This is a genomic window from Streptomyces sp. NPDC027185 (assembly GCF_055567035.1).
Window position 1 is genome coordinate 325,643 of the sequence record NZ_JBVHRF010000004.1, and the last position, 25,401, is coordinate 351,043.

Consider the following 25,401-nt stretch of genomic DNA (forward strand, 5'->3'; position numbering starts at 1 on the left):
ATTACTTGCTCTCCTCGGTGCGGGCGGTGGTGGTGAGGGCGGGTTCGTTGCCGCCCAGGAGCAGGTAGAGGACGGCCATCCGGATGCTGACACCGTTGGTGACCTGTTCCACGGCGGTGCAGCGCGGCGAGTCGGCGACCTCGGCGGTGATCTCCATACCGCGGTTCATCGGGCCGGGGTGCATCACGATCGCGTCCTCGGGCATCCGGGCCATGCGCTCGCCGTCCAGCCCGTAGCGGCGGGCGTACTCACGCTCGGTCGGGAAGAAGGCGGCGTTCATCCGCTCGCGCTGCACCCGCAGCATCATCACGGCGTCGGACGCGGCGAGGACGGCGTCGAGGTCGTACGAGACCTCGCAGGGCCAGCTCTCCACGCCGATCGGCACCAGCGTGGGCGGCGCGACGAGGGTGACCTCGGCGCCGAGCGTGGTGAGCAGATGGACGTTGGAGCGGGCGACGCGGCTGTGCAGGATGTCGCCGACGACCGTGATGCGGCGGCCGGAGAGATCCTTGCCGAGCCCGGCGTCCGCGCCGACCAGGCGGCGGCGCATGGTGAACGCGTCCAGCAGCGCCTGGGTGGGGTGCTCGTGGGTGCCGTCACCGGCGTTGACGACGGAGCCGCCGATCCAGTCGGAGGTGGCCAGCCGGTGCGGGGCGCCGGAGTCGTGGTGGCGGATGACGACGGCGTCGGCGCCCATCGCCTCCAGGGTGAGGGCGGTGTCCTTGAGCGATTCGCCCTTGGAGACCGACGAGCCCTTGGCGGAGAAGTTGATGACGTCCGCGGAGAGGCGCTTGGCGGCGGCTTCGAAGGAGATCCGCGTCCGGGTCGAGTCCTCGTAGAAGAGGTTGACGACGGTGCGTCCGCGCAGGGTGGGAAGTTTCTTGATCGGCCGGTCGGCGACCCGGGCCATCTCCTCGGCGGTGTCGAGGATCAGGACGGCGTCGTCGCGCGTGAGGTCGGCGGCCGAGATGAGGTGACGCTTCATCCGGTTTCTCCGTGGTTGAGAAAGGCGTACGGGTATGTCCGCCGGGAGGGCAGGCAGCGGCACGGCCCCGGGCGTACCGGGTCCGTGCGGGGGCCGCGCTAGCGCTCGCCGGTCCGGGCGGGCCGCTCGGCCGACGCGGTGTCGTCGGCGGGACGGGTGCCGAGCAGCACGGCGTCACGGCCGTCCTCCTCGGTGAGCTGGACCTTGACGGTCTCCCGCAGCGAGGTGGGGAGGTTCTTGCCGACGTAGTCGGCGCGGATCGGCAGCTCGCGGTGGCCGCGGTCGACGAGCACGGCGAGCTGGACGGCGCGGGGCCGGCCGATGTCGTTCAGCGCGTCCAGGGCGGCGCGGATGGTGCGGCCGGAGAAGAGCACGTCGTCGACGAGGAGGACGACGCGGCCCTCGATGCCGTCACCGGGGATCTCGGTGCGGGCGAGCGCGCGGGCGGGCCCCAGGCGCAGGTCGTCGCGGTACATGGTGATGTCGAGCGAGCCGACCGGAATCTCGCGGCCGGTGATCTCCGCCAGCTTGGCGGCGAGCCGCCGGGCGAGGAAGACGCCACGGGTCGGGATACCCAGGAGCACCACGTCGTCGGCGCCCTTGGCGCGCTCGACGATCTCGTGGGCGATGCGGGTCAGCATCCGCGCGATGTCCGGGCCTTCGAGCACCGGGCGGGCGGGGGGCTGCGGAGCCACGTCCGGTGCGTGACCGGATGCGCGTACGTCGGAATTGCTTGCGTCCATACGAAACGGACCTCCTTCTCCGCCTCACGGGACGGACCTTAAAGGACGTCGGATGTACCGCCGTACAGGCTAGCAGGGCCGTCCGCGACCCCTCGGGCACCCCCCGGAAAGCCCCTGCTGACCGCCCCGGCTTGACGAACGAGGATTACGCTGCGTAACCTCACAGTGAGTTACCAGCCGCGCGGCGGTGCCGCATATCGATTCGATTCAGGTGTCTGGGGAGCTTTATGTCCAGCGAATACGCCAAACAGCTCGGGGCCAAGCTCCGCGCCATCCGCACCCAGCAGGGCCTCTCGCTCCACGGTGTCGAGGAGAAGTCGCAGGGCCGCTGGAAGGCCGTGGTCGTCGGCTCGTACGAGCGCGGTGACCGCGCCGTGACGGTGCAGCGCCTCGCCGAGCTGGCGGACTTCTACGGCGTGCCCGTGCAGGAGCTGCTGCCCGGCACGACGCCCGGCGGCGCCGCCGAGCCCCCGCCGAAGCTGGTGCTGGACCTGGAGCGTCTCGCCCACGTCCCGCAGGAGAAGGCCGGTCCGCTCCAGCGCTACGCCGCCACGATCCAGAGCCAGCGCGGCGACTACAACGGCAAGGTCCTCTCCATCCGCCAGGACGACCTGCGCACCCTCGCGGTGATCTACGACCAGTCCCCCTCGGTCCTGACCGAGCAGCTGATCAGCTGGGGCGTGCTGGACGCCGACGCGCGCCGCGCGGTCGCCCACGACGACCTCTGAGCCGCTCCCCCGCCGCAGAACCGAGAAACCGCCGTCCCCGGAGTGCCAGGGCGGCGGTTTCGTCGTTCTCCACGGACCGCGAGCGGCCCGTACGGCGGGCGGGGCCGGGCTCACCGGCCCTCGAAGGGGCGGCCGGGCGGCGTGAAGGGCCCGGAGCGCCGTACCGCGCGCTCCGGGCCCTTCACGGATGCCGCCGGGTGGGCCCCGGACGTGCCGCTATCGCGTCTCGCGCCGCAGGCTCGGCTTCAGATCCTTCAGCCGGCCCAGCAGACCGTTGACGAAGGCCGGGGAGTCGTCCGTGGAGAACTCCTTGGCCAGCTGCACCGCCTCGTCGATCACCACGGCGTCGGGCGTCGCGTCCACCCAGATCAGCTCGTACGAGGCGAGCCGGAGGATGTTGCGGTCGACGACGGGCATCCGGTCCAGCGGCCAGTCGACGGAGTAGGTGTCGAGCAGTTCGTCGATGCGGGAGACGTGGTCCGCATACCCCTCGACGAGCTCCAGGGTGAACTCGTTGACCGGCGGCTGCCGCGGGTCGGTCCGGGCGTGCCGCATCCAGTCCGCGAGCACGGACTGCACGTCGGCCCCGCGCTGATCGGCCTCGAAGAGGATCTGGAAGGCGCGCTTACGGGCCTTGTTACGGGCGGCCACGGTTAGCTGTTCACCCGGCCGAGGTACTCACCGGAGCGGGTGTCGACCTTGATCTTCTCGCCGGTCGTGATGAAGAGCGGCACCTGGATCTCGTAGCCGGTCTCCAGCTTGGCGGGCTTGGTGCCACCGGTGGAGCGGTCGCCCTGGACGCCGGGCTCGGTCTCCGCGATGACCAGCTCGACGGCGGCGGGCAGCTCGACGTAGAGCACCTCGCCCTCGTGCTGCGCCACGACGGCCTCGAAGCCCTCCAGAAGGAAGTTCGCGGCGTCGCCGACGGCCTTGCGGTCGACCATGAGCTGGTCGTAGGTGTCCATGTCCATGAAGACGAAGTACTCGCCGTCCATGTACGAGAACTGCATCCCGCGCTTGTCGACGGTGGCCGTCTCGACCTTGACGCCGGCGTTGAAGGTCTTGTCCACCACCTTGCCGGACAGCACGTTCTTGAGCTTGGTGCGGACGAAGGCCGGGCCCTTACCGGGCTTGACGTGCTGGAACTCGACGACGGACCAGAGCTGGCCGCCTTCGAGCTTGAGCACCATGCCGTTCTTGAGGTCGTTCGTGGAAGCCACGGTTGCGGAATCTCCTGGACTGCAGGTGGGTACCGAGAAACCGCCCGCAGCGAGCCCGGTGGCTCACAGGGCGAGCAGCTCCTTGGTAGTGATCGTGAGTAGCTCGGGTCCGCCGTCCGCCTCGGGGCGGACGACGAGGGTGTCGTCGATCCGGACACCCCCACGGCCCGGGATGTGGACCCCTGGCTCGACGGTGACCGGCACGCAAGCGTCCAGTTTACCCATGGCCGCAGGCGACAACTGCGGGTCCTCATCGATTTCGAGCCCCACGCCGTGCCCGGTCCATGGTCCGAGGCGCTCACCGTGCCCTGCGGATTCCAGCAGATGACGGGTCACCCGGTCCACTTCACGGCACTCCACACCCGGCGCCAGCGCCTCCCGGCCGGCCCGCTGGGCTGCGAAAACAAGATCGTAGAGCTCGATCTGCCAGTCCGCCGGGGTGGTGCCGATGACGAAGGTGCGGCCGATCTCGCAGCGGTAGCCGCGGTAGTTCGCGCCGAGACCGACGCTCAGGAAGTCGCCCTCCTCGACCCGGCGGTCGGTGGGCAGATGCCCCGGCCGCCCGGAGTGCGGGCCGGTCGCCACCGAGGTGGCGAAGGCGGGGCCGTCCGCCCCGTGGTCGACGAGCCGGCGCTCCAGCTCCAGGGCGAGATGCCGCTCGGTGCGGCCGACCAGGATCGACTCCAGGAGTTCGCCGAGCGCCTGGTCGGTGATCTCCGCGGCGATACGCAGACAGGAGATCTCGTCGTCGTCCTTGACCAGCCGCTGGGCCTCGACGGCGCAGGCCACATCGGACAGGCGCAACCGCGGCGCGACACGGCCGAGCGCCCGGTGCCGGGCGACGGTCAGATGGTGTTCCTCGACGGCGAGGGTGGCGGCGCCGGTCTTCACCGCCAGATCCGCACCGGCCACGACGGGGTCGCCGCCGCGGGCGGGCAGCACCGTGACGCGTACGTCCTCGGCGGGGCGCCCTTCGGAGGGATCGCCGGTCAGCGGGGCACCGCAGAGGAGCACATCCTCGGCCGGGCCCAGGAGCAGTGCGGCGCCGGCGGGGGCGCAACCGGTGAGATAGCGGACGTTGGCGGGGCGCGAGATCAGGGCGGCGGTGCTCCCGGTCGCCGCGCAGCGGTCCCGCAGCCGCGTGCGCCGGGCCGCGTACAGCTCGGACATATCCTGAGCTTACGGGCGAATCGCCTCGTCGGCCGTCCGGGAGCGGCCGAGCGGGGTACCCGGCCCGGACCGGCCGCCTCCGCCTTCCCCGCGCCGCCGCGGGCCGGTCACCAGCTGGGCGGTGAGGCGAGGCTGCGGGCGAGGACGTCGTCGAGCATCCGCGCGGTGGTGGCGACGTCGTGCTGGGAGTTGTCGATGATCGGCAGGCCGGAGCCGTACCAGCCCGCCATCCGGCCGTGGATCCGGGCCACTTCCTCGTCGGAGAGGCGGCGGTTGCCGCTGCGGCGGGCGTTGCGCTCCAGGACGATCTCCAGGCCGGGCAGCAGCACGATCGGCAGCAGCCCCGGGCCCACATGGCGCTTCCAGCCGCCGAGGCCGACCACCGGGCGGTCGGGGAAGACGGCGTCGTCGAGGATGCAGGAGATGCCGTTGGCGAGGAAGTTGCGGGCGGCGAATCCGCAGGTGCGGCGGGCGAGGCGGTACTGGGCCTCGGAGTGGTCGTTCCACCCCTGCTGCGGGTCGGCGAAGCCGGAGCGCACCCATTCGCGGACGTCGTCGAGGCTGATGTGCGCGGTGGGCACCCGGCGGCAGTCGGCCCAGTGACGGGCGACGCTCGTCTTGCCCGCCCCCGCCGGGCCTATGAGCAGCACGGCGACGGCGGTGTGCGCGGCGTCCGGGACGGTGGTGCCGGGCGGGGGGCTGGGCAGCGCGACGGGGGCGCCGGGCGGCAGCTGGACGTGGCCGGTGGCCCCGGCGGTGCCCGTGGTGTCCGCGACGGGCGGCGCGGAGTGCGGCGCCGGGGCGCTCCACCCCGGCTGCGCGGTGCCCGGATGGCCGGTGCCCGTGGGCGCGGCGCCCGGCTGCGGAGTGCCCGGATGACCGGACCCGGGCGGGACGGTGCCCGGGTGCGGGCCGGACGGCGACGGCGGCGGGCCCGGCGGCACGGAGTGGCCGGGGCCGGGGGTCCAGCTCAGGGTCGCCCCCTGCTCCTGCGTCTGGTGGCGGGGCGGCAGCGGAGCCCCCACTGCGTACTGCATCCGGTGGTCTCCGTCTCGTGGGATCGACTGGGTGCGGTGCGCGGATGCCGGGCGCCCGCCGGGCGGGCCGGTCCGGCGCCGTGGCCGCGGCCGTGCGGTACTGCTGACGAACGGTACCGCCCCCGGCGCTCACGGTGTGAACGGCCGGAGGCGGCGGAAGGTGCCACACCGGGCGTATCCGGAAAATCCCGCCGCCCACCGGGCGCAGCGCCCGGCGAACACGGGTGCGCGACGGCGTCGGCCGGCCCGGGGCGCGCCCGGCCCCGGGCCGGGCCGACGCGGCGGCGCGGCCCGGTCCGGACGGCGTCAGCCGGTCAGTTCCTCGGCGACGGCGCGCAGCGCGAGACGGTAGGAGCCGATGCCGAAGCCGGCGACCGTACCGCTGGCCACCGCCGCGATGACCGAGTTGTGGCGGAACTCCTCGCGGGCGTACGGGTTCGAGATGTGCACCTCGACCAGCGGGGCGGTGCGCTGCGCCGCCGCGTCCCGCATGGCGTACGAGTAATGCGTGAACGCGCCGGGGTTGATGACCACCGGGATCGCGCCGTCCGCGGCCTCGTGCAGCCAGCGGACCATCTCGCCCTCGTCGTTGGTCTCCCGCACCTCGGGCTCCAGGCCCAGCTCCTCGCCGAGCCGGGCGCACTCCGCGACCAGGCCCGCGTAGGAGGTGGCGCCGTAGACGTCCGGCTCACGGGAGCCGAGGCGGCCGAGGTTGGGGCCGTTGAGGACCAGTACCCGGCGGCTCATGCCCATCCCTCGCTCCGCTCGGCCCGGCGTGCGCCGGGGGCGTACCTCTTGACGGCGTTCCCGCTCCGCTCGTTCACGCGGCGATCTCCGCGTGCGCGGCGAGCAGCATGGCCGGGTCCGGGCCCTCCAGGACGGTGGGCCTGGCCAGACCGTCCAGGACGATGAAGCGCAGCCGGTCGCCGCGGGACTTCTTGTCGACCTTCATGGTGTCCAGCAGCTTGGGCCACTGATCGCCGCGGTAGGTCAGCGGCAGGCCGACGGAGCCGAGGACCGCGCGGTGGCGGTCGGCGGTCGCGTCGTCCAGCCGGCCGGCGATGCGGCCGAGTTCGGCGGCGAAGACCATGCCGACGGAGACGGCCGCACCGTGGCGCCAGTTGTACCGCTCGTTCTTCTCGATGGCGTGCGCCAGGGTGTGGCCGTAGTTGAGGATCTCCCGCAGGCCGGACTCCTTGAGGTCCGCGGAGACCACCTCGGCCTTGACCCGGATCGCCCGCTCGATCAGCTCCTGGGTGTGCGGCCCGTCGGGGCGCTTCGCGGCCTCCGGGTCGGCCTCGATGAGGTCGAGGATGCCCGGGTCGGCGATGAAACCGGCCTTGATGACCTCGGCGAGCCCGGACACGTAGTCGTGCACCGGCAGCGAGTCGAGGGCCGCGAGGTCGCAGAGCACCCCGGCCGGCGGGTGGAACGCGCCGACGAGGTTCTTGCCCTCGGCGGTGTTGATACCGGTCTTGCCGCCGACCGCGGCGTCCACCATGCCCAGGACGGTGGTCGGCACCGCGATCCAGCGCACCCCGCGCAGCCAGGTGGCCGCGACGAAGCCCGCGAGGTCGGTGGTGGCGCCGCCGCCGACGCCGACGATGACGTCGCTGCGGGTGAAGCCGGTCTGCCCGAGCGCCTTCCAGCAGTACGCGGCGACCTCGGCGGTCTTGGCCTCCTCGGCGTTCGGCAGCTGGATCGCGATGGCCTCGAAGCCCTGACCGGCCAGATCCTCGCGCAGCGCCTCACCGGTGGCGGCCAGCGCCTCGGGGTGCAGCACGGCGACGCGCTTGACCCCGTCGCCGACCAGGCCGGGCAGCTCCCCGAGCAGCTGCCGCCCGACGAGCACGTCGTACGGTTCGCTGCCCGCCGTACCGCCGACGTGGATACGGGTGGCCTGCTCCGTCATTCCTCTTCCTTCCTGCGGGCGGCGCGCGGGTCCTCGCCCGCGGCCGGCCCGGACTCCAGTGCGTCGAGGACCGCCGCGGCGACGTCCTCGGGGGTACGGCCGCCGGTGGTGACCACGGCGGACGCGACCTCGGTGTACAGGGGGCGGCGGGCCTCCATCAGCTCGCGCCAGCGCCGGCGCGGGTTGACCGCGAGCAGCGGCCGCGGCGCGTCCAGCCCGACCCGCTTGACCGCGTCGGCCAGCTCGACGTCCAGGAAGACGACCGGCAGCCCGCGCAGCAGCGCCCGCGTCGCGTCGTCCATGACCGCGCCGCCTCCGAGGGAGAGCACCCCGGGGTGCTCGGCGACGGCGGTACGGACCGCCTGCCGCTCCAGCTCGCGGAAGTGCGGCTCGCCCTCGTCGACGAAGATGTCCGCGATCGGCTTCCCGGCCGCCGCGACGATGTCGGCGTCGGTGTCGCGGTAGCCGACCCCGAGCCGCTCGGCGAGGAGCGCGCCCACGGTCGACTTGCCCGCGCCGGGCGGGCCGACGAGGACGGCGCGCGGCGTCACTTGATCGCCAGGTTGTCGAGGTAGCCCTGGACGTTGCGGCGGGTCTCCGGCACGCTGTCGCCGCCGAACTTCTCGACCACCGCGTCCGCCAGGACCAGCGCCACCATCGCCTCGGCGACGATGCCGGCGGCCGGTACGGCGCAGACGTCCGAGCGCTGGTGGTGCGCCTTGGTGGCCTCGCCGGTGGTGACGTCGACCGTCGCCAGCGCCCGCGGCACCGTCGCGATCGGCTTCATCGCGGCGCGCACCCGCAGCAGCTCGCCGGTGGTCAGACCGCCCTCGGTGCCGCCGGAGCGGCCGCTGGAGCGGCGGATGCCGTCCTCGGTGGCGACGATCTCGTCGTGCGCCTTGGAGCCGGGGACCCGCGCCAGGTCGAAGCCGTCGCCGACCTCGACGCCCTTGATCGCCTGGATGCCCATGAGCGCACCGGCGAGCCGGGCGTCCAGCCGCCGGTCCCAGTGGACGTGCGAGCCGAGGCCGACGGGCACGCCGTACGCCAGGACCTCGACGACGCCGCCGAGGGTGTCGCCGTCCTTGTGGGCCTGATCGATCTCGGCGACCATCGCCTTGCTCGCGTCCGCGTCCAGGCAGCGCACCGGGTCCGCGTCCAGCTTCCCGACATCGGCGGGGGTGGGGACGACGCCGTACGGGGCCTTCGCGGCGGCCAGCTCGACGACGTGGCTGACGATCTCGATGCCGGCGGCCTCCTTGAGGAAGGAGCGGGCCACCGCGCCGAGCGCGACGCGGGCCGCGGTCTCCCGGGCCGAGGCACGCTCCAGGACCGGGCGGGCCTCGTCGAAGCCGTACTTCTGCATACCGGCGAGGTCGGCGTGGCCGGGGCGGGGCCGGGTCAGCGGGGCGTTACGGGCCAGTTCGGCCAGCTCCGCCTCGTCCACCGGGTCGGCCGCCATGACCTGCTCCCACTTGGGCCACTCGGTGTTGCCGACCATCACGGCGACGGGCGAGCCGAGCGACCGGCCGTGGCGGACGCCGCCGAGGAAGGTGACCTCGTCCCGCTCGAACTTCATCCGGGCACCACGGCCGTAGCCGAGCCGACGCCTGGCCAGCGCGTCCGCCACCAGATCGGTGGTGATCGGGACGCCGGCCGGGAGGCCCTCCAGTGTCGCCACAAGTGCGGGGCCGTGCGACTCCCCCGCCGTCAGCCAACGCAACCTGCTCAACGGTCCTCCTCTGAAATGCTTACCGCGCCTACGGTCTCCCCCGATCTTCCCACGCCACGGCGGACGAACCGTTCCGCGTCCAGGGAACGGACCAGGTGGACGGAAGCGGCCGTCAGCGGGCGGCGAGGGCCCGCTCACCCGCCGCGCGCATCGCGGCCAGCGGCGCCGGGGCCCGCCCGGTCATCAACTCGACCTGGAGGACGGCCTGGTGCACCAGCAGGTCGAGACCGCCGACGACCGCACCGCCACGGGCCGACCAGGCGGCCGCCAGCGCGGTGGGCCAGGGCTCGTACAGCACGTCGAAGAGGGTGCCGGGCGCCTCCGGGACGGCGGTGGCGAGCGCGTCCGTGGTGCCCGCCGGGGTGGTGGCGACGACCAGCGGCGCGTGGAGCGCCTCGGCCGCCTCCTCCCAGGGCGCGGTGGTGACCGCGACGCCCAGGCGCTCGCCCCAGCCGCGCATCTCGGCGGCGCGCGGCGCGCTGCGGACGTACGCGGTGACCTCGCCGTCGCAGAGCTGGGCGAGCGCGGCGAGCGCCGAGGAGGCGGTGGCACCGGCGCCGAGGACGGCGGCGCGCTCGACCCGGGTCACCCCGCGCTCGCGCAGCGCCGCGATCATGCCGGGGATGTCGGTGTTGTCGCCGGTGCGGCGCCCGTCGTCGGTGAGGACGACGGTGTTGACGGCTTCCACGGAGGCGGCGGTGGCGCTGATCCCGTCCAGCAGCGGGATGATCGCGCGCTTGAGCGGCATGGTCAGCGAGAGCCCGGCCCAGCTCGCATCGAGCTTCTCCACGAAGGCGGGCAGCGCCGTCTCGTCGACGTCGAAGCGGCCGTACTCCCAGCCGTCCAGGCCCAGTTCGCGGTAGGCGGCGCGGTGCAGGACCGGCGAGAGGGAGTGGGCGATCGGCGATCCCAGGACCGCTGCCTGCTTGGTGTCCGTCACTGCCTTGTCCTCAGCCATTCTGCTTCCGCGCCCGCTGCCGTTCGTTGAACTGCTGCACGAGCTTGTTGTGGTCGGTGAGATTCGTGGTGAAGTCGGTCTTCTTGCCGTCGACGGAGATGAAGAAGAGCCACTTCGCGGAATTGTCCGGGTCGATCGCCGCCTTCAGCGCGTCGGCACCAGGATTTCCGATCGGACCGGGCGGCAGACCCCGGTAGAAATAGGTGTTGTAGGGATCGTTGTAATTCCTGATCTCGCCGATCCCGATATTGATCTTGCTCTGGTTCTTCAGATAGTTGTACGTCGAGTCGAATTCGAGCTTCTGGTTGGTGGCGTAGTTGTCCGGTTCGAGCCGGTTGTAGATGACGGCGGCCATCTTGCGGAAGTCCTCGTGGGTGATGCCTTCCGCCTGCGTCAGGCTGGCCACGGTCAGCAACTGGAGCGGCGAGTCGAGGTGGTACTTCTCCGCCTTCGCCGCCAGGTCGTAGCGCTTGTACTCCTGGTCGGCCCGCGCCACCATCTGTTTCAGCACGTCGGTGGGGGTGGCCTGACCGCTCACGTTGTACGTCGAGGGGTAGAGGAACCCTTCCAGCGGGTCCTTGATCTTCTCGGAGTCATCGGCCCAGGAAGGCAGTCCGAGGCTCTTGAGATTCTTCTCGGCGGCGGCCTTCGTGGTGCCGGACCTCACTCGGAGCTTCTTGTCTATGAGGTCGTACACCGCACCGGCCCGCAGCCCCTCCTGGACGGTCAGGCCGTTACGGCTCTTCGGGTCCAGCATCAGCTCGACGGCGGCCGCCGCCGACATGTGGCGGCGCATCGAATAACTGCCGGGCTGGAGCGCGGAACCCTTCGGATTCTCCTTCGCCGCGGCGGTGAAGGCATCGACGCTCTTGACGACACCTTCCTTTTTGAGAATCTGGCCCATTTGCTGGAGGGGGGCGCCGTCCGGGATCTCCACCTGGAGTGCGCCGGCGCCCTCGCCCTCGAAGTCCGGAGGGCTGGCGATACGGCTCTCGTAGAACTGGTAGCCGAAATAGCCGACCGTGCCGACGCCGGTGGCTATCACCGCGGCGATGAGGAACCGGGCGCAGCCGCCCCGGCGCTTCGTCTCCTTTCCGCGGCCCTCGTGGCCGGAGCGGTCGGTGGCCGGGCGCGCGTCCTCGTCGTCCGCCTCCGGCCCGTCGCCCGCCGGGTCGTCGGCGAAGAACGCGTGGCCGTCGCCGGGCTCACGCCCGCCGCCGGTTTGCCAGTCGTCCTCCGGCCCGTCCACGGGCGCCGCCTGCGGCGCCGGAGCCCGGTCCTGGTCGTGGGGCGGGTACGGCTGCGGGTCCTGCTGGTGGTGCGGGTCGCCGTAGGCCGGATCCTGCGGGTACTGCGGCTCGTACGGGTACCGCTCGTCCTGCGGATACCGCTGGTCGTGCGGGTACTGCCCGTCGTGCGGGTACTGCGGCTCCTGGGGGTGGTGGCCCGGCTGCCCGGCGTACCCCTGGTCCTGCGGGTACGGGGTTTCCTGGGGATACCGCTGGTCGTGCGGGTACGGGGGCCCGTACGGTCCCGGGTCGTACGGCTGGTGGCCCGGGTTCTGCGCGTACCCCTGCGGCTCCGGTGCGGACGGGTAGCCGGCGGGGGCGGCGTACGGGTCGGGGTAGGGATCCGTGAGCGGATCGTGCGGCGCCCGGGTGCCGTACGGGTCGTACGGCACCCCGCCGTGCGGGGTGCCGTACCGGCCGTCGTCGTACTGCGGAGCGGCCGTAGCGGTGTCCCGGCCGCCCCACGGGGAGCCCTGCGCGTGCCCTCCGTAGGACCCCTGGTCTCCGTAGAGCGGGTCCTCGGGGTGCCACGGTTCGGAGCGGTGGCCCCGGCCATACTCGGTCATCGATCCCCTTGAGCCGAGAGGCGGGCGCGCTCCTGTCCGGCGCTGAGTGGTACCGACCCGCCTCTACCTGCGCGGCTCGTCTACGCCGCGTCGCATCGCGGAACGTTACCGTACTGGCATCAGATGACCACTCGGATGCATTCTCCCGGAGCCCGGCCCGAGGTCCGTTCCGTCTCCAGCGCGCTCTGCAGGATCACCACCGCGGCCGCCTGATCAACGACCGAGCGGCCCTTCTTGCTGCGCACCCCGGAGGCCCGCAGCCCTTGTGCGGCGGTCACCGTGGACATACGTTCGTCCACCAACCGCACCTCGATCGGGGCGATGTTTTCGGCCAGCACCTGGGCGAACGCCCGGACCTTGGCCGCGGCGGGCCCCTCTGAGCCATTCAGGGAACGCGGGAGCCCGACGACGACCTCCAGCGGCTCGTACTCCTCGACGATCGCCTTGAGACGACGGTGCGCCGCCGGGACGTCCCGTCCGGGGACCGTCTCGACAGGTGTGGCGAGCACCCCATCGGGGTCGCACGAAGCGACCCCGATGCGGGCGTCCCCGACGTCCACGGCGATCCGCCGACCGCGTCGAATCTCACTCACTGCGCTCAGGCCACCTCGGCGACGAGCCGCTCGACGGCTTCCAGCGCCTCGGGCACGGCCGCGGCGTTCTGGCCGCCGCCCTGGGCGACGTCCGGCTTGCCGCCACCACCGCCGCCGAGCGTCTTGGCCGCCGTACGGACCAGGTCACCGGCCTTGATGCCGCGCTCACGGGCGGCCTCGTTGGTGGCGATGACCGTGACCGGGCGGCCGCCCGCGACCGAGAACAGCGCCACGACGGCGGGGCGGTCACCGGGGATCCGGCCGCGGACGTCCAGGACGAGCTTGCGCAGGTCGTCGGCGGAGGTGCCCTCGGGGACCTGGGCGGCGGCCAGGGCCACCCCGCGGACGTCCTTGGCGCCGGAGGCGAGACCAGCGGCGGCCTGGAGGACCTTCTCCGCGCGGTACTTCTCGATCTCCTTCTCGGCGTCCTTCAGCTTGGCCAGCACCCCGGAGATCTTCTCGGGCAGCTCGTCCGGACGGCCCTTGACCAGCTCCGTCAGCTGCGAGACGACCGTGTGCTCCCGGGCGAGGAACTTGTACGCGTCGACACCGACGAGGGCCTCGACCCGGCGGACACCGGAGCCGATCGACGACTCGCCCAGCAGCTTCACCAGTCCCAGCTGGGCGGTGTTGTGGACGTGGGTGCCGCCGCACAGCTCCTTGGAGAAGTCACCGATCGTCACGACGCGCACCCGGTCACCGTACTTCTCGCCGAACTCCGCGATGGCGCCCTGCTTCTTGGCGTCCTCCATGCTCATGACCTCGGCGTGCACGTCCAGCTCGCGCGAGAGCACCTCGTTGATCTTCTGCTCGACGTCGGTGAGGACGGCGCCGGGCACGGCCGCCGGGGAGCCGAAGTCGAAGCGGAAGCGGCCCGGGGAGTTCTCCGAACCGGCCTGGGCGGCGGTCGGCCCGAGGGCGTCGCGCAGCGCCTGGTGGGTGAGGTGGGTGGCGCTGTGGGCGCGGGCGATGGCCCGGCGGCGGGTCACGTCGATCGCGGCGTACGCGCCGGAGCCGACCACGACCTCACCGACCTGGACGACGCCCTTGTGGACGACGACGCCGGGGACCGGCTTCTGGACGTCGCGGACCTCGACGACGGCGCCGGAGTCCAGCTTGATCCGGCCGGTGTCGGCGAGCTGACCGCCGCCCTCGGCGTAGAAGGGGGTGCGGTCCAGGACGATCTCGACCTCGTCACCCTCGTGGGCGGCGGGCGCCGAGACGCCATTGACCAGCAGGCCGACGACGGTGGACTCACCCTCGGTGGCGCGGTAGCCGGTGAACTCGGTGGCGCCGGAGGCGTCGGCGACGGCGCGGTAGGCGGAGAGGTCGGCGTGGCCGTGCTTCTTGGCCTGGGCGTCGGCCTTGGCGCGCTCCCGCTGCTCCTTCATCAGGCGGCGGAAGCCGTCCTCGTCCACGGACAGGCCCTGCTCGGCGGCCATCTCCAGGGTGAGGTCGATCGGGAAGCCCCAGGTGTCGTGGAGCAGGAACGCCTTGTCGCCGGGGAGGACCGTACCGCCTGCGGCCTTGGTGTCGGTGACGGCGGTGTCGAGGATGTTGGTGCCGGCCTTCAGCGTCTTGAGGAAGGCGGCCTCCTCGGCGAGGGCGACGGTCTCGATGCGGCGGCGGTCCTCCAGCAGCTCCGGGTACTGCTGGCCCATCGTCTTGATGACGGTGTCCAGCAGCTCGGCGACGACCGGGCCGGTGGCGCCGAGCAGCCGCATGTTGCGGATGGCGCGGCGCATGATGCGGCGCAGGACGTAGCCGCGGCCCTCGTTGCCCGGGGTGACGCCGTCACCGATGAGCATCGTGGAGGTACGCATGTGGTCGGCGACGACGCGGAGCGAGACGTCGGTGTCGTCGGCGGCGCCGTAGCGCACGCCGGTCAGCTCGGTGGCCTTGTCGATGACGACGCGCAGGGTGTCGGTCTCGTACATGTTGCGGACGCCCTGGAGGATCATCGCCAGGCGTTCCAGGCCGAGGCCGGTGTCGATGTTCTTGCTGGGCAGCTCGCCGAGGATCTCGAAGTCCTCCTTGCCGATGCCCGCGCCCCGCTCGTACTGCATGAAGACGAGGTTCCAGATCTCGACGTACCGCTCGTCGTTGACGGCCGGGCCGCCCTCGACGCCGAACTCCGGGCCGCGGTCGTAGTTGATCTCGGAGCACGGTCCGCACGGGCCGGGGACACCCATGGACCAGTAGTTCTCCTTCTTGCCCAGGCGCTGGATGCGCTCCTTGGGCACGCCGACGACCTCGTGCCAGATGCGCTCGGCCTCGTCGTCGTCGAGGTAGACGGTGATCCAGAGCTTCTCGGGCTCCAGGCCGTAGCCGCCGTCCTCCTGGGAGCTGGTCAGCAGCTCCCAGGCGTTCTTGATGGCGCCTTCCTTGAAGTAGTCGCCGAAGGAGAAGTTGCCGCACATCTGGAAGAACGTGCCGTGCCGGGTGGTCTTGCCGACCTCTTCGATGTCGGGCGTGCGCACGCACTTCTGCACGCTGGTGGCGCGCGGCCACGGCGGCTTGACCTCACCGAGGAAGTACGGCTTGAAGGGCACCATGCCCGCGGGGACCAGCAGCAGCGTCGGGTCGTCCGCGATGAGCGACGCCGACGGCACGACGGTGTGCCCGCGCTCCTCGAAGAAGCGCAGCCAGCGGCGGCGGATTTCTGCCGACTCCATCAGTGGTCCTCATTTCCAGTCGGTCCGGCGATCCCGGACGGTCCGGTCGCTCTCGTGGTGGGGTGGGGCGTTTCGAGCACCGCGCGGGGGCGCGATACGGGCAGTTCCCGGACGTCACCGGGTGCGGTCAGGCCCAGCGCTTCGTGCAACTGTTCCTCACGGTCCGCCATTCCCGTACGGACGTCCAGCGCGAAGCGGCGCAGCCGGTGGCCGGTCTCGACGGCCTTGTCCGCGGCCTGCGCGGCGAGACTGTCGGGCTGCAGGCTGCGCAGCTTGCGGTTGACCTTGGTGGTGGCCCAGACGCCGGCGGCGGCGCCGGTGGTGAACCAGAATGCGCGGCGGAACATCGCGGTGATCAGTCCTTGGAGCGGCGGTTGCGGCGCCCGCCGCGGCGGGCGCCGGGGAGGGTACGGCCAACGACGACGGTGGGCTCGGGCCGCGGTGCGCCCTTCTTCCCGATCGCGCGGCGTACGCCGTAGCCGAAGGCGGCGACCTTGACCAGCGGTCCGCCGAAGGCGGAGGAGACGGTCGAGGAGAGCGCGGAGGCGTTGGCGGTGACCTCCTGGACGTCGGAGGCGATGGCGTCGACGCGGGCGAGCTGGGTGTGGGCCGAGCGGACCGTCGCGGACGCGTCGGCGAGCAGCGGAACGGCCTGGTCCGAGACCTCGGCCACCATCTTCGTCGTCGCCTTGAGCGTCTGTGCGAGCCTCACCAGCACGAGGGCGAGGAACGACACGAGGATCGCCCAGAAGACGGCGACCAGGATCCCCGCCACCTCTCCACCGGTCACGCTGGCACCACTCTCCGACACTCTCCGAACTGGCCATTCCGTCTGATCCGCCCCGGCCCCGTGCGGTGCGAACGGCACCTCGACCTTATCGCGCCGTGACGGCCCGTCCGACCGGATTACGGGGCGGCCGGCGGGGCCCGGAGGCAGGCGAGTGGCCGATTGTACGGGCCGGGCGACGGGCCCCCCGCGAGCGGCCCGTACGCCGCGCGGCCCGGGGAACGGCAGCGGCCCGCCGCCCCGCGCGAGCGGGGAACGGCGGGCCGGGTGATGCCGGTGGCTACGCCTGGATCAGCGGGCGTAGTACTCGACGACGAGCTGCTCGTCGCAGATCACCGGGATCTCCTTGCGGTTGGGGTCCCGGTCGAGGCGGAACGCCAGCGCCTGGAGGTTGACCTCCAGGTAGCGGGGGGTCTCGCCGTCGGGGGCGTAGCCGCCCTCGCGCGCCACCTGGAAGGGGTGCTTCTCGCGGCTGCGCTCGCGGACCATCACGACGTCGCCGGGGCGGACGCGGAAGGAGGGCTTGTCGACCTTGCGGTCGTTCACGGCGATGTGGCCGTGGACGACCATCTGGCGCGCCTGGTAGATCGTGCGGGCGATGCCCGAACGCAGGACGAGCGCGTCCAGACGGCGCTCAAGCTCGACGATGAGGGCCTCGCCCGTCTTGCCTTCGACCTTCCGAGCGCGGTCGTAGGCACGCGCCATCTGGCGCTCGCTGATGTCGTACTGCGCACGCAGGCGCTGCTTCTCCAGCAGACGGACCTTGTAGTCACTGCTCTGCTTGCGGCCACGGCCGTGCTCGCCGGGCGGGTAGGGACGGGCCTCGAAGTACTTGACGGCCTTCGGCGTCAGGGCGATGCCGAGCGCGCGGGACTTCTTGACCTTGGGACGCGACTGGTTCACGTGGAACGGACCTCCGTGTAAGTTAGGTGAGGCTTACCTTAGCGCGAGGAGAACGCATGTTTCGACCTGGGATCCCCCTGCCCGGCGCCGCTCAGGGCACCGAGGCGGGTCAGCCGCGTCCCGTGGAAGACGCCCGGCCATCGGCGGCCGAGCGCGTACGCACCCTCGTCGAATCCAATGGTATGGGGTCGCTGAGCATTCCCGGAGTCGAGGACCCCGACCCCAGCGGGCTCTCGGCACCGGTCTGCCGGACCGTGACCCCCGAGGGAGACGTGCTGTTGCTGGCTCCTGGCGACTCCGCGGCCGCCCGCGCCGCCGCGTACGCCCAGGACGACGACCTGGCAGCCGTGATGGAGATCACCGATGTCGCCCCCGTTTCGGTACCCCACCGCGTCCGCGGCCGCGCCTGGGTGGCGGGCTGGCTCACCCCCGTACGCAACGACGACCGGGCCCGCTGCGCGAAGCTGCTCGCCGAACGGCATCCCGTCGGTGAGCTGCTCGGCATCGGCGAGGCGCTCCAGCCGCAGGCGGCGCCCGGGATCCCCGGACGGGCCGCCTGGATGATGCTGCGCCTGGAGGTCGGCGAGTGCGTGGTGGACGACCTGTGGGGCGCGGAGAGCGCCGAGCCCGACGAGTTCGCGGCCGCCGCGCCCGATCCGCTCGTCGCCCACGAGGCCGAACTGCTCCAGCATCTGCACACCGCGCACGGCTCACAGGTCCGCGGGTTGTGCGGGCTGCTCGGGGCGCGGAGCGCCGGGATGTGCGGCGCCCGGGAGGAGGCCACGCCGGTGGCCCTGGACCGCTTCGGGCTGCGGGTCCGCTTCGTCGGCGAGGGGCGGCCGCCGTTCGACGCCCGCTTCGACTTCCCCGAACCCGTCCGCGACGTCGCCGAGCTGCGGCGCGCGATGCACACACTCTTCGAAGCCGCGCAGGAGTGACGGCGGGCCGCGCCTCGGGGTGATCGCGGCCCGCGTGCGTCCCGGGCGGCCTTTCGGCCTCAGCTCTCCGTCGCGCCGCCGTGCAGCCGGGCCCGGACCCGGTCGGCCACCTCGGCGTAGCGGGCCTCGGCGCCGTGCCGGGTCGGGGTGTAGTACCGCTTGCCGTGCACCGCGTCGGGGGCGTACTGCTGGGCCGCGATACCGCCGGGCAGGTCGTGCGGGTACTGGTACCCCTTGCCGTGGCCCAGCTTCTCGGCGCCCTTGTAGTGGCTGTCGCGCAGATGCGGCGGGACGGGACCGGCCTGACCTGCGCGGACGTCGGCCAGCGCGGCGTCTATCGCCATGTACGCGGCATTGGACTTGGGGGCCAGGGCGAGCGCGATGGTGGCCTGGCTCAGCGTGATCCGGGCCTCGGGGAAGCCGATCATGGCGACCGCCTGCGCCGCGGCCACCGCCGTCTGCAGCGCGGAGGGATCGGCCAGCCCGATGTCCTCGCTCGCCGAGATCATCAGCCGCCGGGCGATGAACCGCGGGTCCTCCCCCGCCTCGATCATGCGCGCCAGATAGTGCAGCGCGGCATCGACGTCGGAGCCCCGGATGGACTTGATCAACGCGCTGGCGACGTCGTAGTGCTGATCGCCGTCCCGGTCGTACTTGACCGCGGCGCGGTCGACGGACTCCTCCAGGGTCCGGAGGGTGATCTCCGGCTCGCCCTTGGCCAGCGCCGCGCCCGCGCCCGCCTCCAGCGCCGTCAGCGCGCGCCGGGCGTCCCCGCCGGCGATCCGCAGCAGATGGGCCTCGGTGTCCTCGGGCAGCGTCACCGCGCCGCCCAGCCCGCGCTCCGCGGTGAGCGCCCTGCGCAGCAGCCCCCGCAGGTCATCGTCGGTCAGCGGCTCCAGGGTGAGCAGCAGCGAACGGGAGAGCAGCGGGGAGATCACCGAGAAGTACGGATTCTCGGTGGTGGCGGCGATCAGGGTGACCCAGCGGTTCTCCACCGCGGGGAGCAGGGAGTCCTGCTGGGCCTTGCTGAAGCGGTGGATCTCGTCGAGGAAGAGGACGGTCTCCTTGCTGAAGCCGCCCGAGGCGCGGCGCGCGCCGTCGATGACCGCCCGCACCTCCTTGACGCCCGCGGTGATCGCCGACAGCTCCACGAACCGCTTGTTGGTCGCCTGGCTGACGACGTAGGCGAGGGTGGTCTTGCCGATCCCGGGCGGTCCCCAGAGAAAAACCGAGGACGGACCGGCAGGCCCGCCCGCCCGTCGCCCGCCACCGCCCTTGCCGGAGGGCCCTTCGGGCCCGCCCCCTTCGTCGTCCCCCACCAGCCGCCGCAGCGGCGAGCCGGGCTTGAGCAGATGCTGCTGGCCCACGACCTCGTCGAGGGTGCGCGGACGCATCCGTACGGCGAGGGGGGACCCGGCCGGGTCCTTCTCCTGACGGTCTTCGGCTGCGGCGGTGAACAGGTCGGGCTCCACGCTCACGAGCCTATGCCACCCCACTGACAACGCCGCCCGGCCGCCGGTCCACACAAGGACCGGCGGCCGGGCGGAAGGGGACGCGGGGGCGTCAGAGCAGCGACGACCAGTACGACCACCAGCGGGTCAGGATCAGCAGCGCGATCACGCCGTACCACAGGACCGGGACGACCCAGTGGAACTCCAACACCGCGCCGCGGAGCCCGGCGGGGAGCGGGATGATGCCGTGCTTGATGTTGTGGACGGTGGTGTACCAGAACATCAGGATCGTGACGCACCAGGTGAGCGTGCACCACAGGCAGAGGGCGTTGATCTCGTAGAGCGTCTGCGTCATCAGCCACATGCAGAAGACGGCGCCCAGCAGGGAGCCGACGTTGAGGCCGATCCAGTAGAAGCGGCGGTAGCGGGCGCCCGCCAGGAGGCCCACGCCGATCGCGACGACCACGGGGAAGGCGATCAGCCCGGCCATCGGGTTCGGGAAGCCGAAGACGCTCGCCTGGGCGCTCTGCATCACGCTGCCGCACGAGATGATCGGGTTGAAGCTGCAGGCAGGCTTGAAGTTCGGGTCCTTCAGCAGCTCGATCTCGTCGCTCATGATGACCCACGACGCCAGGACGCCGAGCGCGCCGGTGATCATCAGGAGCCAGGCGAGCCCGCGGCCCGAGCCGATGGTGCCGCGATCACTTCCGCGGTCGTCGTCGGTGGACACGTCGTCAAGCGCTGTCGTCGTCATATCGCGAGTTCCGTCGATCCCTTGTGGGGTGGGGTGGAAGAGCGGGCCCGCGGGCAGCGGCCGCCTGAACATTCTGCCCCAACCGCGGCCCGTGCCACCGTTCGACGGACATAAAGACGAACGCCTCCGGGGGCACGCCGGACCGTCCTCGCGGGCCGCCGCACCGCCCCGCCACCGCCGCGAACAGCGCCGTCGCCGTCTCCCGGGCCCGCTTCCCGCCACGGGTGCCGGGCCGGACCAGCCGGGAGGATGAACGGCCGGGCGCCGCCTTGACGCGGGCCCCGGGTCCGGGGAGCAGGGCCGCGTCCCCCGGCACGGAAACGGCCGGCGGGGCCGGGCCCGAGCCACCCGAAGGTGTCCGCCCCGGCCCCGCCGGCCCCGTACCGCTTCGGGATATCAGCCCAGCGTGCGCCGGACCTCGGTGACCACCGCGTCCAGCGGGACGGCGGTCTGCTCGCCGCTCTCCAGGTTCTTCAACTGGACGACGCCCTCGGCCAGATCGCGCTCACCGGCGACCAGCGCCAGCCGGGCGCCGGAGCGGTTGGCCGACTTCATGGCGTTCTTCAGGCCCTTGCCGCCGAAGGCGAAGTCCGTCGCGATCCCGGCCCTGCGCAACTCGGTGACCCGCGCGAACAGCACCCGGCGGGCCTCCTCGCCCAACGGGACCGCGTAGACGGCGGTGGCCGCCGGGATGTCGAGCGTGACGCCCTCCGCCTCCAGCGCCAGCACCGTACGGTCGACGCCCAGCGCCCAGCCGACGGACGGCAGCGCCGGGCCGCCGATCATCTCGGACAGGCCGTCGTACCGGCCGCCGCCGCCCACCGCGGACTGCGAGCCGAGGCCGTCGTGGACGAACTCGAAGGTGGTGCGGGTGTAGTAGTCGAGCCCGCGCACCAGGTTGGCGTCGTCCTCGAAGGTGACGCCCGCCGCGGTCAGCAGCTCCCGGACCTGCTCGTGGTACGCCTTGCACGCCTCGCAGAGGTAGTCACGGAGCGCGGGGGCGCCGGTGAGCTGCTTGCGGACGGACTCCCGCTTGTCGTCGAGGACCCGCAGCGGGTTGATGTCGACGCGGCGGCGGGTGTCGTCGTCCAGGTCGAGGCCGCGCAGGAAGTCCTGGAGGGCGGCGCGGTAGACCGGGCGGCACTCCTTGTCGCCGAGCGAGTTGAGCAGGATGCGGAAGTTCCGCAGGCCCAGCGAGCGGTACGCCTGGTCGGCGAGGATGATCAGCTCCGCGTCGAGCGCCGGGTCCTCCGCGCCGATGGCCTCCGCGCCGACCTGCGAGAAGTGGCGGTAGCGGCCCTTCTGCGGACGCTCGTAGCGGTAGTACGAACCGGAGTACCAGAGCTTGACGGGGAGGTTGCCGCCCTTGTGGAGATTGGCCTCCAGGGCCGCGCGCAGCACGGACGCGGTGCCCTCGGGGCGCAGGGCGAGCCTGTCGCCGCCCTTGGTCTCGAAGGCGTACATCTCCTTGGTCACGATGTCGGTGGACTCACCGACACCGCGGGCGAACAGCTCGACGTTCTCGAAGCCGGGCGTCTCGATGTAGCCGTAGCCGGAGTTGCGCAGCGGCGCGGAGATCGCCTCGCGGACCGCGAGGTAGGTCGCGGAATTGGGGGGAAGCAGGTCGTACGTGCCCTTGGGGGCCTGAAAGGTGCTCACGGAAGCTCTCGTCACATTCCTCGTCGCGGAGGGGCGGTGGTGCCCGCTCCGAGGCCGTCGGCCAGCTCCCGCAGGAAGGGGTTGCCGGCGCGCTCGCGGCCGATGGTGGTCTGGGGGCCGTGGCCGGACAGGACGACGGTCGAGTCCTCCAGCGGCAGGCACACGCGTGCCAGCGACCGCAGGATCTCGGCGTGGTCGCCGCCCGGCAGGTCGGTGCGTCCGATGGAGCCGGCGAACAGCAGGTCGCCCGAGAAGAGGACCGGCGGGATGTCGGCCTGCTCGGGCATCCGGAAGGTCACCGACCCCTTGGTATGGCCCGGCGCGTGCGCGACGGAGAACTCCATCCCGGCCAGCTGAAGGGTGCTGCCGTCCGCCAGCTCCTTGACGTCGTCCGGCTCGCCGACCGTCAGCTCGCCCATGAGCGGGGCGCCGATGGCGCGGCCGAGACCCTTCTCCGGGTCGCTCATCATGAAGCGGTCCTCGGGGTGGATCCAGGCGGGCACGTCGTGCGCGCCGCACACCGGGACGACCGAGGCGACGTGGTCGATGTGGCCGTGGGTGAGGACGACGGCGACGGGCTTGAGCCGGTGCTTGGCGACCGCCTCCTCGACGCCCTGTGCGGCGCGGTGGCCCGGGTCGATGATCACGCACTCCTCGCCGGCGGCGGGGGCGACCAGATAGCAGTTGGTCCCCCAGGCCCCGGCGGGGAACCCGGCAATCAGCACGTTCGTCCTTAAAGGTCGTGGGGTCGGGCGCCTCGCGCAGGCGGCCGCTCCCGGAACAACTCGGCAGCTCCAGAGCCTACCGGCGCACCTGTGGCGGCGGCGAACCCGTATACGGTACGGCCACGGCCGGTGGCCCGGGGCGCCGCGACACCCAGGGGCATCGCCCGGCCGTGGCCCGAGCGACCGAGCGCGGCACGCAGTGCAGGACAGGAGACGACCGGTGGTCAGCAGCGATCAGCGACGGCGGCAGCTCGCCAGGGAGAAGTACGCGCGCCAGCAGCAGCGCCGGGCCGAGGCCCGGCAGAAGGCGAAGCGCCGCAACGTCATCATCGCGGGCGTCCTGGCCGTGGTCGTCGCCGCGGGCGGTGCCGCGTACGCCACCGCCGGGCTGGCCGGCGGGGACCGCGACGACGCCGCGGCGGCCGGACCGACGCAGCCGGCCGATCCGTGCGCCCGCCCCGAGAAGGGCGCGCCGTCGAAGAAGACGTGGAAGAAGGAGCCGGAGATGTCCGTGGACACCTCCGCGACGTACACCGCGAAGCTGCGGACCACCTGCGGGGAGATCGATCTCCAGCTGGACGCCGCGAAGGCGCCGCACACGGTGAACTCCTTCGCCTTCCTCGCGAAGCAGGGCTACTTCGACCACAGCCGCTGCCACCGGCTCGTGGACTCCGGGATCTACGTCCTGCAGTGCGGCGACCCGACGGCCACCGGCAGCGGCACCCCCGGCTACACGCTCCCGGACGAGAACCTGAAGGACCCCCGGCTGAAGGGTGACGTCTACCCGGCGGGCACGGTCGCGATGGCCAACCGCTACGACGGCAAGGACGAGAAGACCCGGAACACCGGCGGCAGCCAGTTCTTCCTCGTCTACCAGGACAGCAAACTGCCGCCGAACTACACGCCGTTCGGGCGGATCACCGGCGGCACCGACGTTCTGAAGAAGATCGCCGCCGCCGGTTCCTCGCCCGATCAGGAGACCGGCAACACCGTGCCGAACGCCACCGTGGTCATCAACCGCGCGACGGTCACCGCCTCCTGAGCGGGGATCCGGGACGTCCGCCGAGGTCGGCGGAGGTCCGGGCCGGTGGAATTCGGTCGTGCTGGATGCGGACAGCCGACCGCCGGGTCGCCTAGATTGGCGTATGTGGAGGGTGCCTGCTCCGACGGCCGGCCCCTCTCCCGCAAGACAGCCCGTCGGACCGGCCGGGGCACAGCCTCGGCGGACAGAAACTGTGGACGACGCCGGGGGGGCCGCACGCCCCGTCGGTGTCATGTGGAGGAGGCGCTGTGAGCAGCGACCCATGGGGCCGCGTCGATGAGACGGGGACCGTGTACGTGCGTACCGCCGACGGCGAGCAGGTCGTCGGATCGTGGCAGGCGGGAACCCCCGAGGAGGCTCTCGCCTACTTCGAGCGCAAGTACGAGGGCCTGGTCGTCGAGATCGGCCTCCTGGAGCGCCGGGTCAAGACCACCGACCTGTCGTCGAAGGACGCGACGGCCGCGATCGACCATCTGCGCCAGCAGGTCGACGAGCACCACGCGGTGGGTGATCTGGACGCGCTGAGGAAGCGGCTCGACGCGCTGGTCGCCACCGTCGACTCGCGGCGCGAGGAGCGCAAGGCGCAGAAGGCGAAGCAGAGCGACGAGGCCCGCCAGGCCAAGGAGAAGCTGGTCGCCGAGGCCGAGGAGCTGGCCGCCAGCGAGCAGTGGCGGGCGGCGGGTGAGCGGCTGCGCGCCCTGGTCGACACCTGGAAGGGCCTGCCGCGCCTGGACCGCAGGACGGACGACGAGCTGTGGCACCGCTTCTCGCACGCCCGCTCGGCGTTCTCCAAGCGGCGCAAGGCGCACTTCGCGTCGCTGGACGCGCAGCGCGAGGAGTCCCGCAAGGTCAAGGAGAAGCTGGTCGCCGAGGCGCAGGCGCTGTCGAACTCGACGGACTGGGGGGCGACCGCCGCCCGGTACCGCGAGCTGATGGCGGAGTGGAAGGCCGCGGGCCGCGCCCAGCGCGAGCACGAGGACGACCTGTGGAACCGCTTCCGCGGTGCGCAGGACGTCTTCTTCCAGGCGCGCGGTGAGGTCTTCGCGGAGCGGGACGCCGAGCAGCGGGAGAACCTGACCCGCAAGGAGGAGCTGGCCGCCGAGGCGGAGAAGCTGCTGCCGGTCACCGACCTCAAGGCGGCGCGGGCCGCGTTCCGTTCGGTCAACGAGCGGTGGGAGGCCATCGGGCACGTCCCGCGCGACGCCCGCCCGAAGATCGAGGGCCGGATGCACGCCGTCGAGCGGGCCATCCAGGAGGCCGAGGAGGCCGAGTGGCGGCGGACGAACCCGGAGGCACGGGCCCGTGCCGCGGGTCTGACCGGTCAGCTCCAGGACGCCGTCGACAAGCTGGAGAAGCAGATCGAGACGGCGCGCGCGGCCGGTAACACCGCCAAGGCCGACAAGCTCGGCCGGGAGCTGGCGGGCCGCAAGGCGCTGCTCGACCAGGCGCTGAAGGGCCTGGAGGAGTTCGGCGGCTGAGCCCCGGAACACGCGAGAACCCCCGCTCGGACCTTCGGGTCCGGGCGGGGGTTCTC

The 25,401-nt window shown here is 72.2% G+C and carries 25 protein-coding genes; 4 read left to right on the plus strand and 21 right to left on the minus strand.

Annotation, left to right across the window (positions count from 1 at the left end):
* Position 1: 1 nt before the first annotated feature.
* Both ACZ4M8_RS15060 and pyrR read right to left on the minus strand, forming a co-directional pair.
* Positions 2-985, minus strand: coding sequence for an aspartate carbamoyltransferase catalytic subunit (locus tag ACZ4M8_RS15060; RefSeq protein WP_467607125.1), 984 nt, complete (start codon positions 983-985; stop codon positions 2-4).
* Positions 986-1,083: 98 nt separating this feature from the next.
* Positions 1,084-1,728: a bifunctional pyr operon transcriptional regulator/uracil phosphoribosyltransferase PyrR gene (gene pyrR, locus ACZ4M8_RS15065; protein WP_467607127.1), complete on the minus strand. Its 645-nt coding sequence runs from the start codon at positions 1,726-1,728 to the stop codon at positions 1,084-1,086.
* Between the two features lie 227 nt (positions 1,729-1,955).
* Between pyrR and bldD the strand changes: the two genes are divergently transcribed.
* Complete coding sequence (gene bldD / locus ACZ4M8_RS15070; protein WP_030278578.1) at positions 1,956-2,456, plus strand: transcriptional regulator BldD; 501 nt, start codon at positions 1,956-1,958, stop codon at positions 2,454-2,456.
* A 216-nt stretch (positions 2,457-2,672) separates the two neighbouring features.
* On the opposite strand, the gene nusB is transcribed toward bldD, so the two are convergent.
* From nusB to rpsD, 15 genes are all read right to left on the minus strand, one after another.
* The gene (gene nusB / locus ACZ4M8_RS15075) at positions 2,673-3,107 is read right to left on the minus strand and encodes a transcription antitermination factor NusB (RefSeq protein WP_467607130.1); all 435 of its coding nucleotides are present in this window, start codon (positions 3,105-3,107) and stop codon (positions 2,673-2,675) included.
* Between the two features lie 2 nt (positions 3,108-3,109).
* Positions 3,110-3,676, minus strand: coding sequence for an elongation factor P (efp, locus tag ACZ4M8_RS15080; RefSeq protein WP_399093844.1), 567 nt, complete (start codon positions 3,674-3,676; stop codon positions 3,110-3,112).
* 63 nt (positions 3,677-3,739) lie between these two features.
* Positions 3,740-4,846 (minus strand): aminopeptidase P family protein, encoded by a 1,107-nt coding sequence (locus tag ACZ4M8_RS15085; RefSeq protein ID WP_467607132.1) that lies wholly within the window; start codon positions 4,844-4,846, stop codon positions 3,740-3,742.
* A 107-nt stretch (positions 4,847-4,953) separates the two neighbouring features.
* A complete protein-coding gene (locus ACZ4M8_RS15090) occupies positions 4,954-5,883 on the minus strand; it encodes a Pro-rich N-terminal domain-containing protein (protein WP_467607134.1) in 930 nt (309 codons plus the stop codon).
* A gap of 306 nt (positions 5,884-6,189) precedes the next feature.
* The gene (gene aroQ / locus ACZ4M8_RS15095) at positions 6,190-6,630 is read right to left on the minus strand and encodes a type II 3-dehydroquinate dehydratase (RefSeq protein ID WP_467607136.1); all 441 of its coding nucleotides are present in this window, start codon (positions 6,628-6,630) and stop codon (positions 6,190-6,192) included.
* A gap of 73 nt (positions 6,631-6,703) precedes the next feature.
* Entirely contained in the window at positions 6,704-7,795 is a 1,092-nt protein-coding gene (gene aroB / locus ACZ4M8_RS15100; RefSeq protein ID WP_467607138.1) for a 3-dehydroquinate synthase, read from the minus strand.
* Positions 7,792-8,346, minus strand: a complete 555-nt coding sequence (locus tag ACZ4M8_RS15105; RefSeq protein WP_467607141.1) for a shikimate kinase — start codon at positions 8,344-8,346, stop codon at positions 7,792-7,794. The genes aroB and ACZ4M8_RS15105 overlap by 4 nt, the downstream gene beginning before the upstream one ends.
* Entirely contained in the window at positions 8,343-9,527 is a 1,185-nt protein-coding gene (gene aroC, locus ACZ4M8_RS15110) for a chorismate synthase (RefSeq protein ID WP_467607143.1), read from the minus strand. Before aroC ends, ACZ4M8_RS15105 begins: the two co-directional genes overlap by 4 nt.
* 112 nt (positions 9,528-9,639) lie before the next feature.
* A complete protein-coding gene (locus ACZ4M8_RS15115; protein WP_467607145.1) occupies positions 9,640-10,485 on the minus strand; it encodes a shikimate dehydrogenase in 846 nt (281 codons plus the stop codon).
* Positions 10,478-12,340 (minus strand): endolytic transglycosylase MltG, encoded by a 1,863-nt coding sequence (mltG, locus tag ACZ4M8_RS15120; RefSeq protein WP_467607146.1) that lies wholly within the window; start codon positions 12,338-12,340, stop codon positions 10,478-10,480. Before mltG ends, ACZ4M8_RS15115 begins: the two co-directional genes overlap by 8 nt.
* A gap of 119 nt (positions 12,341-12,459) precedes the next feature.
* Entirely contained in the window at positions 12,460-12,924 is a 465-nt protein-coding gene (ruvX, locus tag ACZ4M8_RS15125) for a Holliday junction resolvase RuvX (RefSeq protein ID WP_399097286.1), read from the minus strand.
* 14 nt (positions 12,925-12,938) lie between these two features.
* A complete protein-coding gene (gene alaS / locus ACZ4M8_RS15130) occupies positions 12,939-15,608 on the minus strand; it encodes an alanine--tRNA ligase (protein ID WP_467607148.1) in 2,670 nt (889 codons plus the stop codon).
* Positions 15,608-15,955, minus strand: coding sequence for a DUF6167 family protein (locus ACZ4M8_RS15135; protein WP_450956239.1), 348 nt, complete (start codon positions 15,953-15,955; stop codon positions 15,608-15,610). Before ACZ4M8_RS15135 ends, alaS begins: the two co-directional genes overlap by 1 nt.
* Before the next feature lie 8 nt (positions 15,956-15,963).
* Positions 15,964-16,398 (minus strand): DUF948 domain-containing protein, encoded by a 435-nt coding sequence (locus ACZ4M8_RS15140; RefSeq protein WP_399093811.1) that lies wholly within the window; start codon positions 16,396-16,398, stop codon positions 15,964-15,966.
* Between the two features lie 288 nt (positions 16,399-16,686).
* Positions 16,687-17,298 (minus strand): 30S ribosomal protein S4, encoded by a 612-nt coding sequence (gene rpsD / locus ACZ4M8_RS15145; protein WP_136744570.1) that lies wholly within the window; start codon positions 17,296-17,298, stop codon positions 16,687-16,689.
* A 182-nt stretch (positions 17,299-17,480) separates the two neighbouring features.
* Between rpsD and ACZ4M8_RS15150 the strand changes: the two genes are divergently transcribed.
* Entirely contained in the window at positions 17,481-18,236 is a 756-nt protein-coding gene (locus tag ACZ4M8_RS15150) for a DUF2470 domain-containing protein (protein WP_467608028.1), read from the plus strand.
* A gap of 59 nt (positions 18,237-18,295) precedes the next feature.
* Here the strand turns inward: ACZ4M8_RS15150 and ACZ4M8_RS15155 are convergent, their stop codons facing one another.
* The 4 genes from ACZ4M8_RS15155 to ACZ4M8_RS15170 form a co-directional block, all read right to left on the minus strand.
* On the minus strand, positions 18,296-19,708 hold the full coding sequence (locus tag ACZ4M8_RS15155; protein WP_467607151.1) for a replication-associated recombination protein A: 1,413 nt from the start codon (positions 19,706-19,708) through the stop codon (positions 18,296-18,298).
* Positions 19,709-19,799: 91 nt separating this feature from the next.
* Positions 19,800-20,441 (minus strand): vitamin K epoxide reductase family protein, encoded by a 642-nt coding sequence (locus tag ACZ4M8_RS15160; RefSeq protein ID WP_467607153.1) that lies wholly within the window; start codon positions 20,439-20,441, stop codon positions 19,800-19,802.
* A 396-nt stretch (positions 20,442-20,837) separates the two neighbouring features.
* On the minus strand, positions 20,838-22,100 hold the full coding sequence (hisS, locus tag ACZ4M8_RS15165; protein ID WP_467607155.1) for a histidine--tRNA ligase: 1,263 nt from the start codon (positions 22,098-22,100) through the stop codon (positions 20,838-20,840).
* Positions 22,101-22,111: 11 nt separating this feature from the next.
* The gene (locus tag ACZ4M8_RS15170; protein WP_467607157.1) at positions 22,112-22,825 is read right to left on the minus strand and encodes an MBL fold metallo-hydrolase; all 714 of its coding nucleotides are present in this window, start codon (positions 22,823-22,825) and stop codon (positions 22,112-22,114) included.
* 220 nt (positions 22,826-23,045) lie between these two features.
* On the opposite strand from ACZ4M8_RS15170, the gene ACZ4M8_RS15175 reads away from it, so the two are divergent.
* Positions 23,046-23,867 (plus strand): peptidylprolyl isomerase, encoded by an 822-nt coding sequence (locus tag ACZ4M8_RS15175; protein ID WP_467607160.1) that lies wholly within the window; start codon positions 23,046-23,048, stop codon positions 23,865-23,867.
* 248 nt (positions 23,868-24,115) lie between these two features.
* Positions 24,116-25,345, plus strand: a complete 1,230-nt coding sequence (locus tag ACZ4M8_RS15180; RefSeq protein WP_467607161.1) for a DUF349 domain-containing protein — start codon at positions 24,116-24,118, stop codon at positions 25,343-25,345.
* The last annotated feature ends 56 nt before the right edge of the window (positions 25,346-25,401 follow it).